16 protein-coding genes and 2 pseudogenes are annotated in these 18,958 nt (G+C 63.5%); 9 read left to right on the top strand and 9 right to left on the bottom strand.

Annotation, left to right across the window (positions count from 1 at the left end; all coding sequences use genetic code 11):
- Window positions 1–89: 89 nt before the first annotated feature.
- Complete coding sequence (gene acnB, locus KUO17_RS13790; RefSeq protein WP_217976157.1) at window positions 90–2,699, bottom strand: bifunctional aconitate hydratase 2/2-methylisocitrate dehydratase; 2,610 nt, start codon at window positions 2,697–2,699, stop codon at window positions 90–92.
- Window positions 2,700–3,106: 407 nt separating this feature from the next.
- On the opposite strand from acnB, the gene KUO17_RS13785 reads away from it, so the two are divergent.
- Window positions 3,107–3,574, top strand: a complete 468-nt coding sequence (locus KUO17_RS13785) for a DUF1289 domain-containing protein (protein ID WP_217976101.1) — start codon at window positions 3,107–3,109, stop codon at window positions 3,572–3,574.
- Between the two features lie 111 nt (window positions 3,575–3,685).
- Here KUO17_RS13785 and KUO17_RS13780 read toward each other — a convergent pair whose 3' ends face one another.
- Window positions 3,686–4,552, bottom strand: a complete 867-nt coding sequence (locus tag KUO17_RS13780; RefSeq protein ID WP_217976100.1) for a universal stress protein — start codon at window positions 4,550–4,552, stop codon at window positions 3,686–3,688.
- A gap of 160 nt (window positions 4,553–4,712) precedes the next feature.
- Between KUO17_RS13780 and KUO17_RS13775 the strand changes: the two genes are divergently transcribed.
- The 5 genes and pseudogenes from KUO17_RS13775 to KUO17_RS13760 all read left to right on the top strand — a co-directional run bounded on the left by KUO17_RS13775 (window position 4,713) and on the right by KUO17_RS13760 (window position 8,844).
- Window positions 4,713–5,318, top strand: coding sequence for a MiaE family protein (locus tag KUO17_RS13775; protein WP_217976099.1), 606 nt, complete (start codon window positions 4,713–4,715; stop codon window positions 5,316–5,318).
- A gap of 127 nt (window positions 5,319–5,445) precedes the next feature.
- A complete protein-coding gene (locus KUO17_RS13770; protein WP_217976098.1) occupies window positions 5,446–5,919 on the top strand; it encodes a MarR family winged helix-turn-helix transcriptional regulator in 474 nt (157 codons plus the stop codon).
- A 55-nt stretch (window positions 5,920–5,974) separates the two neighbouring features.
- A pseudogene (locus KUO17_RS26675) lies at window positions 5,975–6,100 on the top strand (hypothetical protein); the annotation flags it as partial.
- Window positions 6,101–6,115: 15 nt separating this feature from the next.
- The gene (locus KUO17_RS13765) at window positions 6,116–7,318 is read left to right on the top strand and encodes an HlyD/EmrA/EmrK family protein (RefSeq protein ID WP_217976097.1); all 1,203 of its coding nucleotides are present in this window, start codon (window positions 6,116–6,118) and stop codon (window positions 7,316–7,318) included.
- Window positions 7,315–8,844, top strand: a complete 1,530-nt coding sequence (locus tag KUO17_RS13760; protein WP_217976096.1) for a DHA2 family efflux MFS transporter permease subunit — start codon at window positions 7,315–7,317, stop codon at window positions 8,842–8,844. Before KUO17_RS13765 ends, KUO17_RS13760 begins: the two co-directional genes overlap by 4 nt.
- A 118-nt stretch (window positions 8,845–8,962) precedes the next feature.
- Here KUO17_RS13760 and lpxH read toward each other — a convergent pair whose 3' ends face one another.
- Both lpxH and KUO17_RS13750 read right to left on the bottom strand, forming a co-directional pair.
- Window positions 8,963–9,685 (bottom strand): UDP-2,3-diacylglucosamine diphosphatase, encoded by a 723-nt coding sequence (gene lpxH, locus KUO17_RS13755; RefSeq protein WP_217976095.1) that lies wholly within the window; start codon window positions 9,683–9,685, stop codon window positions 8,963–8,965.
- A complete protein-coding gene (locus KUO17_RS13750) occupies window positions 9,682–10,185 on the bottom strand; it encodes a peptidylprolyl isomerase (protein WP_163943112.1) in 504 nt (167 codons plus the stop codon). The genes lpxH and KUO17_RS13750 overlap by 4 nt, the downstream gene beginning before the upstream one ends.
- A 236-nt stretch (window positions 10,186–10,421) precedes the next feature.
- Between KUO17_RS13750 and KUO17_RS13745 the strand changes: the two genes are divergently transcribed.
- Together KUO17_RS13745 and cysS are read left to right on the top strand one after the other, a co-directional pair.
- Window positions 10,422–12,125: a glutamine--tRNA ligase/YqeY domain fusion protein gene (locus KUO17_RS13745; protein WP_217976094.1), complete on the top strand. Its 1,704-nt coding sequence runs from the start codon at window positions 10,422–10,424 to the stop codon at window positions 12,123–12,125.
- A 10-nt stretch (window positions 12,126–12,135) separates the two neighbouring features.
- Window positions 12,136–13,518 carry a cysteine--tRNA ligase gene (gene cysS / locus KUO17_RS13740; protein WP_217976093.1) on the top strand — a complete coding sequence of 461 codons (1,383 nt, stop codon included), beginning with the start codon at window positions 12,136–12,138 and terminating at the stop codon, window positions 13,516–13,518.
- Between the two features lie 102 nt (window positions 13,519–13,620).
- Here cysS and KUO17_RS13735 read toward each other — a convergent pair whose 3' ends face one another.
- From KUO17_RS13735 to KUO17_RS13725, 3 genes are all read right to left on the bottom strand, one after another.
- On the bottom strand, window positions 13,621–15,009 hold the full coding sequence (locus tag KUO17_RS13735) for a sensor histidine kinase (RefSeq protein ID WP_217976092.1): 1,389 nt from the start codon (window positions 15,007–15,009) through the stop codon (window positions 13,621–13,623).
- Entirely contained in the window at window positions 14,987–15,667 is a 681-nt protein-coding gene (locus KUO17_RS13730; protein ID WP_217976091.1) for a response regulator transcription factor, read from the bottom strand. Before KUO17_RS13730 ends, KUO17_RS13735 begins: the two co-directional genes overlap by 23 nt.
- 173 nt (window positions 15,668–15,840) lie before the next feature.
- A complete protein-coding gene (locus KUO17_RS13725; protein ID WP_217976090.1) occupies window positions 15,841–16,860 on the bottom strand; it encodes a branched-chain amino acid aminotransferase in 1,020 nt (339 codons plus the stop codon).
- A gap of 333 nt (window positions 16,861–17,193) precedes the next feature.
- Here KUO17_RS13725 and KUO17_RS13720 point away from each other — a divergent pair, with 333 nt between their 5' ends.
- Window positions 17,194–17,724, top strand: a complete 531-nt coding sequence (locus KUO17_RS13720; RefSeq protein ID WP_217976089.1) for a cysteine hydrolase family protein — start codon at window positions 17,194–17,196, stop codon at window positions 17,722–17,724.
- Here KUO17_RS13720 and KUO17_RS27195 read toward each other — a convergent pair.
- Window positions 17,635–18,405 (bottom strand): ATP-binding cassette domain-containing protein, encoded by a 771-nt coding sequence (locus KUO17_RS27195; protein ID WP_425274857.1) that lies wholly within the window; start codon window positions 18,403–18,405, stop codon window positions 17,635–17,637. The genes KUO17_RS13720 and KUO17_RS27195 overlap by 90 nt on opposite strands.
- A gap of 1 nt (window position 18,406) precedes the next feature.
- A pseudogene (locus KUO17_RS27190) lies at window positions 18,407–18,811 on the bottom strand (ATP-binding cassette domain-containing protein); the annotation flags it as partial.
- Between the last annotated feature and the right edge of the window lie 147 nt (window positions 18,812–18,958).

The raw sequence follows: 18,958 nt of genomic DNA, 5'->3' as shown, positions 1-18,958 counted from the left end.
CCTGTGGGAGCTGGCTTGCCAGCGAAGCTTTTCGGGGGGCAACAAAAAGCCCCGCCAATTGGCGGGGCTTTTTTTCACGCTAAGTCAGCTTACGCTTGAACGACCGGGATATTGGCGTTCGCAGCGGCTTCACGGAACTCGGCGATCTGGTCGAAGCTCAGGTAACGGTAGATGTCGGCAGCCATGCTGTCGATATTCGCCGCGTACTCCATGTACTCCTCGACGGTTGGCAGCTTGCCCAGGATCGAGGCAACGGCAGCCAGTTCGGCGGAGGCCAGGAACACGTTGGCACCATCGCCCAGACGGTTCGGGAAGTTACGGGTCGAGGTCGACACAACGGTCGAGTTCGGCTCTACGCGTGCCTGGTTACCCATGCACAGCGAGCAGCCCGGCATTTCCATGCGCGCGCCAGCCTTGCCGTAGATGCCGTAGTAGCCTTCCTCGGTCAGCTGGTGAGCGTCCATCTTGGTCGGCGGCGACAGCCACAGGCGCGTTGGCAGCTGACCCTTGACCTTGTCCAGCAACTTGCCGGCAGCGCGGAAGTGGCCGATGTTGGTCATGCACGAGCCGATGAACACTTCGTCGATCTTCTGGCCCTGAACGCTGGACAGCAGGCGAGCGTCGTCCGGGTCGTTAGGCGCGCAGAGAACGGGCTCCTTGATGTCGGCCAGGTCGATCTCGATGATTTCGGCGTACTCGGCATCGGCGTCGGCCGACAGCAGCTCAGGGTTGGCCAGCCAGGCTTCCATCGCCTGTGCACGGCGTTCCATGGTGCGCGCATCGCCGTAGCCTTCGCTGATCATCCAGCGCAGCAGGGTGATGTTCGACTTCAGGTACTCGGCAACCGCTTTTTCCGGCAGTTTGATGGTGCAACCGGCAGCCGAACGCTCGGCCGAGGCGTCGGACAGCTCGAACGCCTGTTCAACGGTCAGCTCGTCCAGGCCTTCGATTTCCAGGATGCGGCCGGAGAAGGCGTTGATCTTGCCTTTCTTCTCGACGGTCAGCAGGCCCTTCTGGATGCCGTAGTAAGGGATGGCATGGACCAGGTCACGCAGGGTGATGCCTGGGTTCAGCTTGCCCTTGAAGCGCACCAGTACCGACTCCGGCATGTCCAGTGGCATTACGCCAGTGGCTGCGGCGAAGGCGACCAGGCCGGAGCCGGCCGGGAACGAGATGCCGATCGGGAAGCGGGTGTGCGAGTCACCACCGGTACCGACGGTGTCCGGCAGCAGCATGCGGTTCAGCCAGCTGTGGATGATGCCGTCGCCTGGGCGCAGGGACACGCCGCCACGGGTGCGGATGAAGTCCGGCAGGGTGTGGTGGGTGGTCACGTCGATCGGCTTCGGGTAGGCCGCGGTGTGGCAGAACGACTGCATCACCAGGTCGGCCGAGAAGCCCAGGCACGCCAGGTCTTTCAGTTCGTCACGGGTCATGGGACCGGTGGTGTCCTGGGAGCCGACGGTGGTCATCTTCGGTTCGCAGTAGGTGCCAGGGCGCACGCCTTTGCCGATTGGCAGGCCGCAGGCCTTGCCGACCATCTTCTGCGCCAGGGTGAAGCCCTTGCCGGTGTCGACCGGTGCTTCAGGCAGCTTGAACAGGTCGGTCGGGCCCAGGCCCAGCTCGGCACGAGCCTTTTCGGTCAGGCCACGGCCGACGATCAGCGGGATACGGCCGCCAGCACGTACTTCGTCGAGCAGCACCGGGGTCTTCATTTCGAAAGTGGTGATGACGTCGTCGGTACCGTGCTTGCAGACTTTGCCTGCATGCGGATACAGGTCGATCACGTCGCCCATGTTGATGTTCGAGACGTCGAATTCGATCGGCAGGGCGCCGGCGTCTTCCATGGTGTTGTAGAAGATCGGCGCGATCTTGGAACCGAAGCAGAAACCGCCAGCGCGCTTGTTCGGCACGTACGGGATGTCGTCGCCGAAGAACCACAGCACCGAGTTGGTGGCCGATTTACGCGAGGAACCGGTACCGACCACGTCACCGACGTAGGCGATCGGGAAGCCTTCGCCGCGCATCTGCTCGATCTGCTTCATCGGGCCGATGGCGCCTTGCACGTCCGGCACGATACCGTCGCGGGCCATTTTCAGCATGGCCAGGGCGTGCAGCGGGATGTCAGGGCGCGACCAGGCGTCCGGGGCAGGGGACAGGTCGTCGGTGTTGGTTTCGCCAGTGACCTTGAATACCCGCAGGCTGATCTTGTCGGCCAGGGTCGGGCGCTTCTTGAACCACTCGCCGTCAGCCCAGGATTGCAGCACGGCTTGGGCGTGGGCGTTGCCGTTCTTGGCTTTCTCGGCCACGTCGTGGAACGCGTCGAACATCAGCAGGGTGTGCTTGAGCTGTTCTGCAGCAACGGCGGCCAGTTCGGCGTCGTCGAGCAGTTCAACCAGGGTGGCGATGTTGTAGCCGCCTTGCATGGTGCCCAGCAGTTCAACGGCGCGTTGCCTGCTGATCAGCGGGGAGGTCGCTTCGCCCTTGGCGACAGCCGACAGGAAACCGGCCTTGACGTAGGCGGCTTCGTCCACACCCGGTGGTACGCGGTTGGTGATCAGGTCGAGGAGGACTGCTTCTTCGCCAGCAGGGGGATTTTTCAGCAGCTCGACCAGGCCTGCGGTTTGTTCGGCGTTAAGCGGCTGGGGCACGATACCCTGGGCGGCACGCTCTTCGATGTGTTTGCGGTAGGCTTCAAGCACAGTTATTACCCTCATCAGTGGTCCCAAATGGGTGTCCGGGACGCTCATCCAGAATAACCGGCACCCATGCGCATTACGGCTTTTTGAGCCGCATAGCCAGGGTTGCAGGAAATCCTTACAGAAGCTGCTTTCAAAGTTTTACGCCTGTAGAACGGAGGCTGATGAGGGCCTGGCGCGGTGTGTTCGACAGGCGAATACACCGTGCCAGCGCCGTTCTACCGGATCAACTGTGCTCGTGACGCTTTGAAAACAGCTTCTAACGGACATTACTGCCTTAAAAAGGCCGAGTGATTCTACGGTAAAAATGCGCAGAAGGTAAGGCGGGCGCAACGACTTTACGGGGTGACCCCCGTTAGACAAAGGGCTAACATGGCTGCCTGTTCCATCGCCATGCCGTTGAATCTTTCATGTCCAATCAGTCAATTAAAACGCCTTGTGTCGGCCTCTGCTCCACGGTTTACGGGGATCTGGTGTGCCGCGGCTGCAAGCGTTTTCACCATGAAGTGATCCACTGGAACGGCTACAACGACGACGAAAAACGTGCGGTATGGCTGCGCCTGGAGCAACTGCTGGTGCAGGTGATGGCGGCCAAGCTGGAGGTGTTCGATGCCGGCAAGCTGCGTGTGCAGCTGGAGCAGCGCAAGATCCGCTTCGTGCCGCACCAGTCCGAGTATTGCTGGGCGTACCAGCTGATTGCACGCGGTGCGCGAGTGATTCGCGAGCTGGAGGCGTACGGGATGGTGCTGTTGCCGGAGTTTCGCGACTGGGAGCTGCCCGAGCTGCGCGATGCCATCGATCGGGAATTCTTTCTGCTGTCCGAGGCGCATTACCAGCGCTATATCGCGCCGGGGTTTCTCAACGATGCGCTCGGCTGAGGCGCTGTAGTGCGCCCTTCGCTGGCAAGCCAGCTCCCACAGGATGTCATTGCTCCAGAGAGCGGTGCAGTACCTGTGGGAACTGGCTTGCCAGCGAAGAGGCCATGACGGTCAGCCCCTGGCAAGTTCGTTCAGGTACACCGTCTGATCCTCGCTCTTGAGCACCAGCACGTCGCACTCCAGCGAATCCAGCACCACCTCCGCCGTATTGCCGATCAGTGCGCCGACAATCCCCTTGCGCGCCACGGTACCGATCACCGTCACTACCGCGTCGTATTTGCTGGCCGTATGCGGGATCAGCACATCCGCCGGCCCTTCGGCCACATGCAATCGTTCGTCGGCGATGTCGAACTCGGCCTGGAACACCGCGCATTCCTCGCGGTACTTGCGCTCGAGGGTGTCCTTGAGCTGGTACACCGGGTCGGCGGCCGACAGCATTGGCGAAGGATGGGCGCTGATCACATGCAGCTCGCCCTTGGCCAGGCTGGCGATGGCATAGCCGTGATCGACGATGCTGGTGTGCAGCTTGCGGTGCTGTTCATCGTGGTTGCCCACGTCCACCGCCGCCAGGATCACGCCGCCGGTCCACGGCCGTTCGGTCTTGACCATCAGCACCGCGCACGGGCATTCGCGCAGCAGTTTCCAGTCCGAAGGGGTCAGCAGGGCCTTTTTCAGCGGATTGTCGGGGCGGTGTTCCTTGATCACCAGCTCGCAGCCTTCGGCTTGCTGCACATCGATGATCGACTCGTGCAGGGTGTCGTGCCAGATCTGCTCATGGGTGACTTTGTTGAAGCCGTCGTCATGCAACTGGCTGGCGAGCAGGCTGAGCAGGGCACTGTGGTCGTGCTTCTTGTCGCACATCAGCAGGTGCAGGCGAGCCCCGGTACTGCCAGCGATCAGCTTGGCGCGGGTCAGGGCTTTACTGTGGGCGTGGTCGGGGTCGAGCACCACCAGTATGCTGCGAACTTCAATGGACATGAGCGAGAACTCCTTCGGCAATGGCAAGCGATGCCTGACTATAGTCGGCGCCCCGGGTGCGGCAGTTGTTGATATGTATCAAGCATAGTCACTGGTGATCGGCACCGCCGCCGGTATAATCGCCGGTCTTGTCGACACCCCATGCCCGTTTGTGAGCCTAATGTCCCTTATTCCCGAAATCGAAGCCTTCCTCGCCTGCCGCACCCCGGATGCCTGGGTCGATGCTGCACTGGCCGACCAGGAGACGATGCTGATCGACCACAAGAACTGCGAGTTCAAGGCCGCAAGCACCGCGCTCAGCCTGATTGCCAAGTACAACACGCATGCCGACCTGATCAACATGATGTCGCGCCTGGCCCGCGAGGAGTTGGTGCACCATGAGCAGGTACTGCGCCTGATGAAGCGGCGCAAGATCGAGCTGCGGCCGTTGTCGGCGGGCCGCTATGCCTCGGGGCTGCGCAAGGTGGTGCGCTCCCACGAGCCGGTCAAGCTGGTGGATACGCTGGTGGTGGGGGCATTCATCGAGGCGCGCAGCTGCGAGCGCTTCGCCGCCGTGGTGCCGCACCTGGACGAGGAGCTGGGCACGTTCTACCACGGCCTGCTCAAGAGCGAAGCGCGCCACTACCAGGGCTACCTGAAACTTGCGTACCAGTACGGCGAGGCGGCGGATGTGGAGCGTACCGTTGAGCGCGTGCGTGAGGTGGAGGCCGAGCTGATCATCACGCCGGACGTCGAATTCCGCTTTCATAGCGGCGTGCCAGCCTGAAAGCAGTGCGGGCCACGAGCCCGCCTTTTGTCGACTAAATAGTAAGCAAGCTAATTAATGCTTGGGCATTCGCTGTCTGAGCAGTAATATCTGCGGCATCTCACTGCCTAAGCAGGTATCTCCCTTCATGCAGCACTACACTCCGGAAAACTTCCAGACCTGCACCATTGGCATGCTCCTGGGGCGTGCCGCCCTGGTGAAGGACCGCATTCTCGACAGCCACCTGCAGGCCTTCGGCATCACCGCCGCACAGTTCAAGGTGCTGATCATCGTCGCCCAGTACGGGGTCGACACCCCAGCCGAGGTGTGCCGCTTCCTCAGCCTGGACAGCGGTTCAATGACGCGCATGCTCGATCGCCTTGAGCACAAAGGCCTGATTGTGCGCAGCCGTTGCCCGCAGGACCGCCGCCAGGTGCGCCTGGAACTGACCCCGGACGGCCATGTACTGGCCGAGCAACTGCCGCAGATCGGCGCCTCGGCGATGAACGAGCTGGTTGGCGTGCTGGCACCGGATGAATTGCAAACGCTGGAAAAAATCCTCGCCAAAGTCTTGCTCGGTGCCGGCGATACCGTGGCCGCACAACGGCTGGAGGCCCAATGAAACCGCTTCGTACCGGTATGACGCTGCTGGTGCTGGCACTGAGCCTTGCCGGTTGCGCCAGCTGGCCGAATTGAACGCCGAACAGATCGACCTGTCGATCCAGTTGATGCAGGCGCTGGGGGGCGGCTACCAGGCCGATACCCAGGCGGCTGCATTGCCATCGACCTTCCGAAATCAATAAGCCAAGGTATTTGTCATGGCCACTGCAACTTCCACGGACACTGCCGTTACCGCGCAGGACCTCAACAACCAGCGCAAACGCAAGACGCTGCTGCTCGGCTTGCTGGTGCTCGTACTCTTGCTCGGCGCCGGCGTGTGGGCCTGGCACGCACTCTACGGGCGCTGGAACGAAAGCACCGACGATGCCTATGTGAACGGCAACGTCGTCGAAATCACGCCTCTGGTGACGGGGACGGTGATCAGCATCGGGGCTGACGACGGCGACCTGGTGCACGCCGGTCAGGTACTGATCCAGTTCGACCCGAGCGATGCCGAGGTCGGACTGCAAAGCGCCGAGGCCAAGCTGGCGCGTGCCGTGCGCCAGGTGCGCGGGCTGTACAGCAACGTCGACGGGCAGAAGGCCCAGGTGGCGGTGCACAAGGCCGAACTGCAGAAGGCCCAGGAAAACTACAGCCGACGCAAGACCCTGGCTGCCGGCGGGGCGATCTCGCAGGAAGAGCTGTCGCATGCGCGGGACGACCTGGCGTCTGCACAGAGCGCCCTGAGCAATGCCCGGCAGCAGCTCAATACCACCACCGCGCTGGTCGACGACACCGTGGTCTCCTCGCACCCCGAAGTGCAGGCAGCGGCTGCCGACCTGCGCCAGGCCTACCTGAACAAGGCGCGTACCACCCTGGTGGCGCCGGTCACCGGCTATGTGGCCAAGCGCACCGTGCAACTGGGTCAGCGCCTGCAACCGGGCACCGCGACCATGGCGGTGATCCCGCTGGACCAGCTGTGGATCGACGCCAACTTCAAGGAAACCCAGCTGCGCAACATGCGCATCGGCCAGCCGGTGGACATCGTCGCCGACCTGTACGGCAGCGACGTGAAGTACAGCGGTACCATCGACAGCCTGGGCGCCGGTACCGGCAGTGCGTTTGCCCTGTTGCCGGCGCAGAACGCCACCGGCAACTGGATCAAGATCGTCCAGCGCGTGCCGGTGCGTATCCATATCAACCCCGAGCAGTTGGCCCAGCACCCGCTGCGCATCGGCCTGTCGACCCAGGTGGACGTGGACCTGCACGACCAGAGCGGCCCGGTGCTGGCGCAACAGCCGCCGCAGAAAGCCTCGTTCGCCACCCAGGTGTATGACCGCCAGTTGGTCGAGGCCGACACGCTGATCGCGCGCCTGATCCATGACAACAGCGCCGCCTCCGGCAAGACCGCGCAACGATGAGCGGCCAGGCGTCCTTCACCCCGCCGAGCCTGCTGTTGACCACCATCGGCCTGTCGCTGGCGACGTTCATGCAGGTGCTCGACACCACCATTGCCAACGTGGCGCTGCCGACCATCTCCGGCAACCTGGGGGTGAGTTCGGAGCAGGGCACCTGGGTCATCACCTCGTTCGCCGTGAGCAACGCGATTGCCTTGCCGCTGACGGGCTGGCTGAGCCGGCGCTTCGGCGAGGTGAAGCTGTTCATCTGGGCCACGCTGCTGTTTGTGCTGGCTTCGTTCCTGTGCGGCATCGCGCAATCGATGCCGGAGCTGGTGGGCTTTCGCGTGCTGCAGGGCATCGTCGCCGGCCCCTTGTACCCCATGACCCAGACCTTGCTGATTGCGGTGTACCCCCCGGCCAAACGGGGGATGGCACTGGCACTGCTGGCGATGGTCACGGTGGTGGCGCCGATTGCCGGGCCGATTCTGGGCGGGTGGATCACCGACAGCTACAGCTGGCCGTGGATCTTCTTCATCAACGTGCCGATCGGCCTGTTTGCCGCCGCCGTGGTGCGCCAGCAGATGCGTACGCGGCCGGTCGTCACCAGCCGCCAGCCGATGGACTACGTGGGGCTGTTGAGCCTGATCGTCGGGGTGGGCGCCTTGCAGATCGTGCTCGACAAGGGCAATGACCTGGACTGGTTCGAGTCGAACTTCATCGTGATCGGCAGCCTGATCTCGGTGGTGTTCCTGGCCATCTTCATCATCTGGGAACTGACCGACAAGCACCCGGTGGTGAACCTGCGGTTGTTCGCGTACCGCAACTTTCGTATCGGCACCCTCGTGCTGGTGGGGGGCTATGCGGGCTTTTTCGGGATCAACCTGATCCTGCCGCAGTGGTTGCAGACCCAGATGGGCTACACCGCCACCTGGGCGGGCCTGGCGGTGGCGCCGATCGGCTTGCTGCCGGTACTGATGTCGCCGTTCGTGGGCAAGTACGCGCACACGTTCGACCTGCGCGTACTGGCGGGGCTGGCGTTCGTGGCGATTGGCGCGAGTTGCTTCATGCGTGCCGGGTTCACCAGCGAAGTGGACTTCCAGCACATTGCGCTGGTGCAGTTGTTCATGGGCATCGGCGTGGCGCTGTTCTTCATGCCGACCTTGAGCATCCTGCTCTCGGACCTGCCACCGCAGCAGATTGCCGACGGGTCGGGGCTGGCGACCTTCCTGCGTACCCTGGGCGGTAGCTTTGCCGCGTCGCTGACCACCTGGATCTGGATTCGCCGGGCCGACCAGCATCATGCGTACCTGAGCGAGAGCATCAGTACCTATGAGCCGGCGACGCGCGAAACGCTCAACCACCTGGGTGGGGCGAGCGGGCAGTCGTATGCGCAGTTGGAGCAGATGCTCAACAGCCAGGCGTACATGATGTCGACGGTGGATTACTTCACCCTGATGGGCTGGGTATTTGCCGGGCTGGTACTGCTGGTGTGGCTGGCCAAGCCGCCGTTTGCGGCCAAGGCCGGGCCTGCGTCGGCAGGGCACTGAGCAACAGCGTCAGCGCGCTGCGCTGACTTCGCTGGCAAGCCAGCTCCCACAGGTACAGCGGTGATTTCGAGGTCACTGCGCATCCTGTGGGAGCTGGCTTGCCAGCGAAGAGGCCGGATCAGGCAAAGTCGAAGGGCGCAAGCTGGAACCCTTGTTCATCCACCTGCAACGCCCAGCCCTGGCGGTCCCAGTCGCCCAGCACGATACGCCGCGCCGGCGCATCGCCTGCCACCAGCTTGTGGATCGCCGGGCGATGGGTATGCCCATGCACCAGGGTGCGCACGCCATGCTGCTGCATCACCCGTGGCACTTCCTCGGGCGTCACATCGACAATGTCGTTGGCCTTCATGCGCGTTTGCGCACGGCTTTCGCTGCGCAGCTTGCGCGCCAGCTTCTGCCGGGTTCGCAACGGCAGGTGCCGCAGAATCCACAGGCTCAGCGGGTTGCGCAGGTAACGGCGCAGCTTCATGTAGCCTTCGTCACGGGTGCACAGGCTGTCGCCATGCATCAGCAGCACCGGCTCACCGCCCAGCTCGACCACGCTAGGGTCGGGCAGCAGGGTAGCGCCGGCCGCCTTGCAGAATGCCTGGCCGATCAGGAAGTCGCGATTGCCGTGCATCAGGAACACCTGGGTGCCCGTGTCGCTCAGCGCACGCAGGGCCTGGCAGATCGACACCTGGTACGGCGTCATGGCGTCGTCGCCGATCCAGGCCTCGAAAAAGTCCCCGAGGATATACAGCGCTTGCGCGCTGCGGGCACGGGTGGCCAGCAGATCAAGAAACGCCCGGGTAATGTCCGGGCGTTCTTCTTGCAGATGCAGATCAGAGATCAGCAGTATCACTCAGTGATCTCGGCTTTCTCGATGATCACGTCTTCGACCGGCACGTCCTGGTGGCCGGACTTGGAGCCGGTGGCAACGGCCTTGATCTTGTCGACCACGTCGGTGCCGGCGGTGACTTTGCCGAATACCGCGTAACCCCAGCCCTGCACGTTCTTGCCGCTGTGGTTGAGGAAGCTGTTGTCGGCGACGTTGATGAAGAACTGTGCCGAGGCCGAATGCGGCTCCATGGTACGGGCCATGGCGATGGTGTACTTGTCGTTGCTCAGGCCGTTGTCCGCTTCGTTCTGGATGCTCGGGCGCTTGTCTTTCTTCTCTTTCATGCCTGGCTCGAAACCGCCGCCCTGGATCATGAAGTTGCCGATGACGCGGTGGAATACGGTGTTGCTGTAGTGGCCAGCGTTGACGTATTCGATGAAGTTGGCCACGGTGATCGGGGCTTTTTCGGCATTCAGCTCGATGACGATGTCACCGTGATTGGTGGTCAGTTTGACTTGGGTCATGCTTGAAATCTCGCTTTTAAAGGCATTTGAAAGGGGAGCGCAGGATCGCGTATACACCCTGACGCACAGTTTACAGGCCAGGATACGCAGGTCACGGCAGTTTTTTTTGCCCGGCCAGTCGAATATCGCGCCAGTTTGTCGGCGCTGCCCTGTCGGCAGCTCGGGCGCTTGGGCTATGATAAGCCCTTTGATTCAGTCGGCCTACCCAGGCCGTGTACCGGTATTTCAAGGATCCTATGAGCAAGCCCACCGCCGACACCGCTCCGAACGCCGCTGCCAAAGGCGCGCCCGCCGTACCCGTGAACTTCCTGCGCCCGATCGTGCAGGCCGACCTGGACGCCGGCAAGCACAGCAGTATCGTCACCCGTTTCCCACCAGAGCCCAACGGTTACCTGCACATCGGCCATGCCAAGTCGATCTGCGTCAACTTCGGCCTGGCCCAGGAATTCGGCGGTGCCTGTCACCTGCGCTTCGATGACACCAACCCGGCCAAAGAGGACCAGGAGTACATCGACGCGATCCAGAGCGACGTGAAATGGCTGGGCTTCGAGTGGACCGGCCCGGTGCGCTACGCCTCGCAGTACTTCGACCAACTGCATGCGTGGGCCGTCGATCTGATCAAGGCGGGTAACGCCTACGTCTGCGACCTGACCCCCGAGCAGGCGCGCGAATACCGTGGCAACCTGACCGAACCGGGCAAGAACAGCCCGTTCCGCGAGCGCAGCGTCGAGGACAACCTCGACCTGTTCGCACGCATGAAGGCCGGCGAGTTCAAGGACGGCGAGCGCGTGCTGCGCGCCAAGATCGACATGGCCTCGCCGAACATCAACCTGCGCGACCCGATCCTGTACCGCATCCGTCATGCCCATCACCACCAGACCGGTGACACATGGTGCATCTACCCGATCTATGACTTCACCCACGGCCAGTCGGACGCCATCGAGGGCATCACGCATTCGATCTGCACCCTGGAGTTCGAAAGCCACCGCCCGCTGTACGAGTGGTTCCTCGAGCACCTGCCGGTGCCGGCCAAGCCGCGCCAGTACGAGTTCAGCCGCCTGAACCTGAACTACACCATCACCAGCAAGCGCAAGCTCAAGCAACTGGTCGACGAAAACCACGTCAATGGCTGGGACGACCCGCGCATGTCCACGCTGTCGGGCTTCCGTCGTCGTGGCTACACCCCGGCCTCGATCCGCAACTTCTGCGAAATGATCGGCACCAACCGTTCCGACGGCGTAGTCGACATGTCGATGCTCGAGTTCAGCATCCGTGACGACCTGGACCGTACCGCGCCGCGCGCCATGTGTGTGCTGCGCCCGCTGAAGGTGGTCATCACCAACTACCCCGAAGGCCAGGTCGAGCAGCTCGAACTGCCGCGTCATCCCAAGGAAGACATGGGCGTGCGTGCACTGCCGTTCGAGCGTGAAATCTACATCGATCGCGACGACTACATGGAAGCGCCGCCCAAGGGCTACAAGCGCCTGGAGCCGGCCGGTGAAGTGCGCCTGCGTGGCAGCTACGTGATCCGTGCCGACGAGGCGATCAAGGATGCCGAGGGCAACATCGTCGAGCTGCGCTGCTCGTACGACCCCGACACCCTGGGCAAGAACCCCGAGGGGCGCAAGGTCAAGGGCGTGATCCACTGGGTGCCGGCAGCGGCCAGCGTCGAGTGCGAAGTGCGCCTGTACGACCGTCTGTTCCGCTCGGCCAACCCCGAGAAGACCGAAGACGGCGGCACTTTCCTTGACAACATCAATCCCGATTCGCTGCAGGTGCTGAGCGGTTGTCGTGCGGAACCTTCACTGGGCCAGGCCCAGCCGCAAGACCGCTTCCAGTTCGAGCGCGAAGGCTACTTCTGCGCCGACCTGAAAGACTCCAAGCCGGGTCAGCCGGTGTTCAACCGCACCGTGACCCTGCGCGATTCGTGGGGCAGCTAAGGAACTCGTCGTGCTAAGCATTTACAACACCCTGAGCAAGACCAAGGAAGTTTTCGTTCCGCTCGATGGCAACAAGGTCCGGATGTACGTCTGCGGCATGACCGTGTACGACTTCTGCCACCTGGGCCATGGTCGCAGCATGGTCGCGTTCGACCTGGTCACCCGCTGGTTGCGTTACAGCGGCTACGACCTGACCTACGTGCGCAACATCACCGACATCGACGACAAGATCATCAACCGTGCCAACCAGAACGGCGAGTCGTTCGAGGCGTTGACCGCACGCATGATCGACGCGATGCACGAGGACGAGCGGCGCCTGAACATCCTGCCGCCCGACCAGGAGCCGCGTGCCACCGACCATATCGCCGGCATGCACGCGATGATCCAGACCCTGATCGACAAGGGCTACGCCTACGCGCCGGGCAATGGCGACGTGTACTACCGTGTCGGCAAGTTCGTCGGCTACGGCAAGCTGTCGCGCAAGAAGATCGAAGACCTGCGCATCGGTGCGCGCATCGAGGTCGACGAGGCCAAGCAGGACCCGCTCGACTTCGTGCTGTGGAAGGGCGTCAAGCCTGGCGAGCCGAGCTGGCCGTCGCCGTGGGGCGCAGGCCGTCCGGGCTGGCATATCGAGTGCTCGGTGATGTCGACCTGCTGCCTGGGCGAGAGCTTCGACATCCATGGCGGGGGTAACGACCTGGAGTTCCCGCACCACGAGAACGAGATTGCCCAGAGCGAAGCGGCCACCGGCAAGCAGTACGCCAAGGCGTGGATGCATTGCGGCATGATTCGCATCAATGGCGAGAAGATGTCCAAGTCGTTGAACAACTTCTTCACCATTCGCGACGTGCTCGACAAGTATCACCCGGAGGTGGTGCGCTACCTGCTGGTGTCGAGCCACTACCGCAGCTCGATCAACTACTCCGAAGACAGCCTGCGCGAGTCCAAGGGGGCGCTGGAGCGCTTCTACCATGCGCTGCGTGGCTTGCCGCGCGTGGCGGCGCAGGGTGGCGAGGCGTATGTCGAGCGCTTCACCGCGGCGATGAACGACGACTTCGGTACGCCGGAAGCCTGTGCAGTGCTGTTCGAGCTGGTGCGCGAGATCAATCGCGTGCGCGAGGCCGAGCCAGAGGTCGCCGCTGGCCTGGCGGGCCGTTTGCGCGAGCTGGCTGAACTGCTGGGTGTGTTGCAGCTGGAGGCCGATGACTTCCTGCGTGCCGGTGCCGAAGGCAAGGTCGATGCGGCCGAAGTGGAGGCGCTGATCCAGGCGCGTCTGCAGGCGCGTAGCGACAAGAACTGGGCCGAATCGGACCGTATCCGCGACCAGCTGACCGCCATGGGCGTGGTGCTGGAAGACGGCAAGGGTGCGACGACCTGGCGTTTGGCTGACTAGCCCGCGCTGACCCTTTCGCTGGCAAGCCAGCTCCCACAGGTACAGCGGTGCCTTCAAGATCACCGCATACCCTGTGGGAGCTGGCTTGCCAGCGAAGAGGCCCTAACCGGCCACCTTCGGCCGACACTGCAACACCAGCCGCGCCCCACCCAATTCGCTGTCCCCCACCTCAAGCCCGAAGCCGTGCAGGTCGACGATCGCCGCAACGATCGACAACCCCAGCCCGAACCCGGTGTGCCGATGGCCTTCCTCGCTGCGGTAGAAACGTTTCAGTACCGCCTCTCGCTCGTGCGCTGCAATCCCCGGCCCGCTGTCTTCTACCTCGATCAGCACGCCCTGGGCATCCCCACGCGCACGCATCAGTACCTGGCCGCCGGCCGGAGTGAACTTGATCGCATTGCTCAGCAGGTTGGCCAGCGCCTCGAACAGCAGCTCGCGGTCGCCCTTGAGCGCCGGCAGCGTGTCGGGTAGCGCCAGGGTCAGCTGGATCTCGCCATCCTCGGCCAGCGGCAGGTAGAAGTCGTGCAGCTCTACCAATAGCGCCCGTGGGTCGAGCTCGACAAACCCGGCCCGGCGCTGGCGGTCTTCCAGTTCGCTGATGCGCAGCAAGCCGCGAAACCGCGCCATCAGCGTGTCGGTTTCACTGATGGCCTGGTCCAGCTGATCGGCCTGGGCCGAGTCTTCCCCGGCCTGCTGGCGGATCCTGTACAGCTGGGCACGCAGGCGCGTGAGTGGCGTACGCAGGTCGTGTGCAATGTTGTCGCACACACCCTTGACCTCATGCATCAGCCGCTCGATGCGGTCGAGCATGGCATTGACGATGGCCGCCAGCATGTCCAGCTCGTCACGCCGTTGCGACAGCGGCAGGCGATGGGTGAGGTCACCGGCCACGATCAGTTCGGCGCTGTCCTGAATCGCGCGGATGCGCTTGAGTGGCCGCCGGCGCAGCAGGTACCAGCCGGCTATGCCGGGAATGATGGTCAGCGACAGGCCCCAGAGCAGGGCATGCAGGATGATCCGCGTGACCACGAACAGCGAGCCGTTGTCCCTGACCAGCACCAGCCAGCGGCCGTCGCGTACCTTGAGGGCCACCGCGTCGCAGCTGTCCTTGGGGGTGCGCGGGTCGTCGGCGTCCAGGCAGCGGCTCAGTTCATGGATCTTGCCGTCCAGGCCCAGCTCGGGCGGCACCTGGCGAACCTGCCCGCCCAGCGGGTTGAACTGCGCGTCGAACAGCCCGTAGGCGTCGAAGCTGCGCTCATCGAACGCCTGGCTGGCGATCAGGGCATCGTCCAGTTGCTTGCCGCTCATGTGCGCGAACAGGTGCTGGCGCTGCAGCAGCGAGTGGCGGGTGAGTTTGTTGAGGTAGCCGGACACCTCGAAGTACAGCACCCCCATCAGGATGCTGCTCCAGGCCACGAACAGGAAGCTGTACAGCGCCAGCAGGCGGCTGGTGGACGAGCTCCAGCCCTTAGACGGGTTCGGCAATGGCATAGCCGCAGCCCCGCACCGTGCGAATCAACGGGGTCTGGCCGGCAGCATCGATCTTCTTGCGCAGGCGCCCGATGTGCACATCGATCAGGTTGGTGCCGGGGTCGAAATGATAGCCCCAGACTTCCTCGAAAATCATCATGCGGGTAATCACCTGGCCGGCGTGGCGCATGAGGAATTCCAGCAGTTTGTATTCGGTAGGCAGCAGGTTGAGGGTCTGTTCGCCGCGGCGGGCTTCGTGGCTGATCAGGTCCAGCTCCAGGTCCGCGACCTGCAGGCGGGTTTGCGCCATCGGTACGCTGTTGCGGCGCAGCAGCACTTCCACGCGCGCTGCCATCTCGTCGGAGGCGAAGGGTTTGGTCAGGTAGTCGTCACCGCCGGCGCGCAGGCCGCGAACGCGTTCGTCGACATCGGAGAGGGCGCTGATCATCAGGATCGGTGTGGTGATCTTGAGGTTGCGCAGGGTGGTGACGATGGTCAGGCCATCGACCTCGGGCAGCATGCGGTCGAGGGTGATCAGGTCGTAGCCGCCGGCAATGGCCTTGGCCAGGCCTTCACGGCCGTTGTCGGCCCAGTCGACCTCCAGGCCATGGGCAGAAAGTTCGGCAACGATTTCCTGGCCGGTGACGGCATCGTCTTCGATAGTCAGTACGCGGGGCATGCTCTTACCTGGGCGGCGTGTGGAGACTTGATTGTGCCAAAGAATAGGCGGGGCCCGGGTTAAAGAAAAATTCATCTTGCAAAGGCGGGCTGCTGCACAGCCCATCGCGGGTCAAGCCCGCTCCTACAAGGATCGCATCGGTCCGTGTGGGAGCGGGCTTGCCCGCGAGACGCTTAGGCGACCTTGACGATCCAGCCTGCTGGCGCTTCGACGTCGCCGCTCTGGATGCCGGTCAGCTCGTTGTAGAGCTTCTGGGTCACCGGGCCAACCTCGGTCTCGCTATGGAACACGTGCAGCGTGCCGTCGTACTGGATGCCACCGATCGGGGTGATCACCGCGGCGGTACCGCAGGCGCCGGCCTCGATGAAGCGGTCCAGCTGGTTGATCAGCACGTCGCCCTCGATCACCTTCAGGCCCAGGCGCGATTCGGCCAGTTCCATCAGCGACAGACGGGTGATGCCCGGCAGCACGGAGGCGGATTTTGGCGTGATGAACTCGTTGTTGGCGGTGATGCCGAAGAAGTTGGCCGAACCCACTTCCTCGATCTTGCTGTGGGTCAGCGGGTCGAGGTAGATGCAGTCGGCGAAGCCGGCTTTCTTGGCCTCGTAGCCTGGCTGCAGGCTGGCTGCATAGTTGCCGCCGACCTTGGCTGCGCCAGTGCCTTGGGGGGCGGCACGGTCGAAGTCGGAGATCAGGAACTTGTGCGGGGTCATGCCGCCCTTGAAGTACGAGCCGACCGGGATGGCGAAGATCGAGAAGATGAACTCGGGGGCCGTGCGCACGCCGATGTTGTCACCCACGCCGATCACGAACGGACGCAGGTACAGCGCGCCCTTGCCATGCGGCGGCACGAAACGCTCGTTGGCCTTGACCACCTGCTTGCAGGCTTCGATGAACTGCTCGGTGGGCACCCGCGGCATCAGCAGGCGGTCGCAGCTGCGCTGCATGCGCAGGGCGTTCTGGTCGGGGCGGAACAGGTTGATCGAGCCATCCTTGCAGCGGTAGGCCTTCATGCCTTCGAAACATTGCTGGCCATAGTGCAGGGCGGTGGAGCCTTCGCTGATGTGCAGCACGTTGTCTTCAGTCAGGGTGCCCTGGTCCCACTCGCCATCACGGAAGTGGGAAAGGTAGCGCTTGTCGGTCTTGATATAGTCGAAGCCCAGCTTGTCCCAGTTAATGCTTTCGTTACTCATGGCACCCTCGATCGGTTGGCAAATGCCTGTATGGTCAGGCCACGCATCTTGCGCAAGCAGCCACGATAATACATCCCGTGCAGATCGGGAACGGGCAGTCGAAGATTGGCCGACCGTTCGTGTGTCTGTCGGGTATTGACCACCCGTGCGCCGATGCCGCACTGTATTGGCATGACGAACCTGCCGCTCACCTCGACCGCCACCACCACGACCGCCAACGGCGGGCGTCGGGCGACTGTGTAGCGTACCTGCAGCAGGTAACCCAAGGCCCCGCCAGCAATGGACGGGGCCTTTTCGTTGGCGCCTCCGGCTGGCCTTTCAAGGAGAGGCACCATGCCCATACAGCGCGCACTACTGATTCTGGATATGCAGGTCGGCCTGTTTCACGGCCCCGAACAGCCCTGGCAGGGCGAGCGGGTGCTGAACAACATCAACCGCCTGATCAAGACCGCACACGCCGCACAGGCCCCGATCTTCGCTGCCCGCCATACTGGCCCGCAGGGTTCGCCGATCGAGGCAGGCAGTGCACTGTGGCAACTGCTCCCGACACTGGTGATCGATCCGCAGCGCGACAGGCTGTTCGACAAGACCCGGCCCAGCGCTTTCTACGGCACGCCCTTGCGCGAGTGGTTGCAGCAGGCGGCGGTCGAGGAGGTGGTAATCGCCGGCATGAAGACTCAGTACTGCGTCGACACCACCTGCCGTATCGCCGCCGAACTGGGCGTACGGCCTGTGCTGGTCAGCGATGCGCACACCTGCATGGACACGCCCGGCCTAAGCGCCGAGGCCATCGTCGCCCATCACAACCTCACCCTGGCGGGAGCCTTCGCCACTGTCTGCGCCACCGAAGCTGTGCAGTTCTGAACAGGGTAGGTGCAGTTGCTCGGTCAACTGCAATCGCTGCAGGAACACCGCGTCGTGGGACGCCACCACCAGCGTCCCCCGATACTGGCAGAGCATCTGTTCAAGGGCTTGCAGTGACGGCAGGTCAAGGTGGTTGCTGGGTTCGTCGAGCAGCAGCAACTGCGCTGGGTGATCGCTGTAGAGCAGCGCGGCGAGGGCGGCCTTGAGCCGTTCGCCACCGCTGAGCAGGCCGCTGGGCAGGGCAATGCGCCGAGCATCCAGGCCCAGTTGGGCCAGGCGCGTACGCAAGCTGGCGTGATCGAGCAGGCGACACGCATCGCGCAGTTGCGCCAGTACCGGCAGGCAGGGGTCGAGCAGGCTGCAGTGCTGGTCCAGGTACGCCACGCTGGCGCGGGTCTGGCAGTCGCCCTCCCTTGGCGGCAACTGCCCTGCCAGCACCTTGAGCAGGGTGGACTTGCCGTTGCCGTTGGCGCCGGTGAGGGCGATACGCTGGCCAGCCTGCAACACCAGGTTGAACGGGCAGGGGTGTGCCACATGGGGCAACCGCAGGTCGTGCAGCCAGGCGATCTGGCTGCCGTGCTGCAACTGGCACGCAGGGGCGTGCAGCACCATGGCTTGGGTGTGGTCTACCCGCTGGGCGGCCGCCGTAGCTGTGCAGGCCTGCAGGCGACAGCTAGACAATGCGCAGCATGCCGAGCTGTTCGCGGGCGAGATGAGCGTGCAGCTGTTCGCGTATGTTCCAGCGCTCGCCGACGGTTTCGAATTCTGCGGGGGAGGTACTGCCGGCTTCGATACGTTGCACGGCTTCGATCACGTGGCGCACCTGGGCCAGGTCAGCGACGGTGGTATCGGCAGTGATCACCTGCTGGGCGAGGTAGTGGGCGCGGCCGTGGCGATGGCAGCGGCCCAGGGTGGGGTCCAACTGGCCGGCCAACAGGCGCGCGAGTACCGACTTGCCCACGCCGTTACGCCCCACCAGGCCGGTGCGGCGTTGGTCGAAACGTTCGTTGAGGTTGGAAAACAGCAACCTGCCATCGGGCAGTGCATAGGTGACGCTGTTCAGCGTCAGGGATGACGTGTTCGTCATGCGAACCTCCAAGGATGCCTGGTGCTTCCCCCGGTAAAGGGGTTGAAGACGGGCCGTCTGGAACGACGGTGGCATCAATGGCGCATTGGACGAACACCTCGGGAGTACGGTTGAAGGCCTGCAGCTTAAGGGGCCATTGGGGGGCGG

The organism is Pseudomonas aegrilactucae (assembly GCF_019168305.1).
GTDB lineage: Bacteria > Pseudomonadota > Gammaproteobacteria > Pseudomonadales > Pseudomonadaceae > Aquipseudomonas > Aquipseudomonas aegrilactucae.
This window is presented reverse-complemented; position numbering and strand designations above follow the sequence as displayed.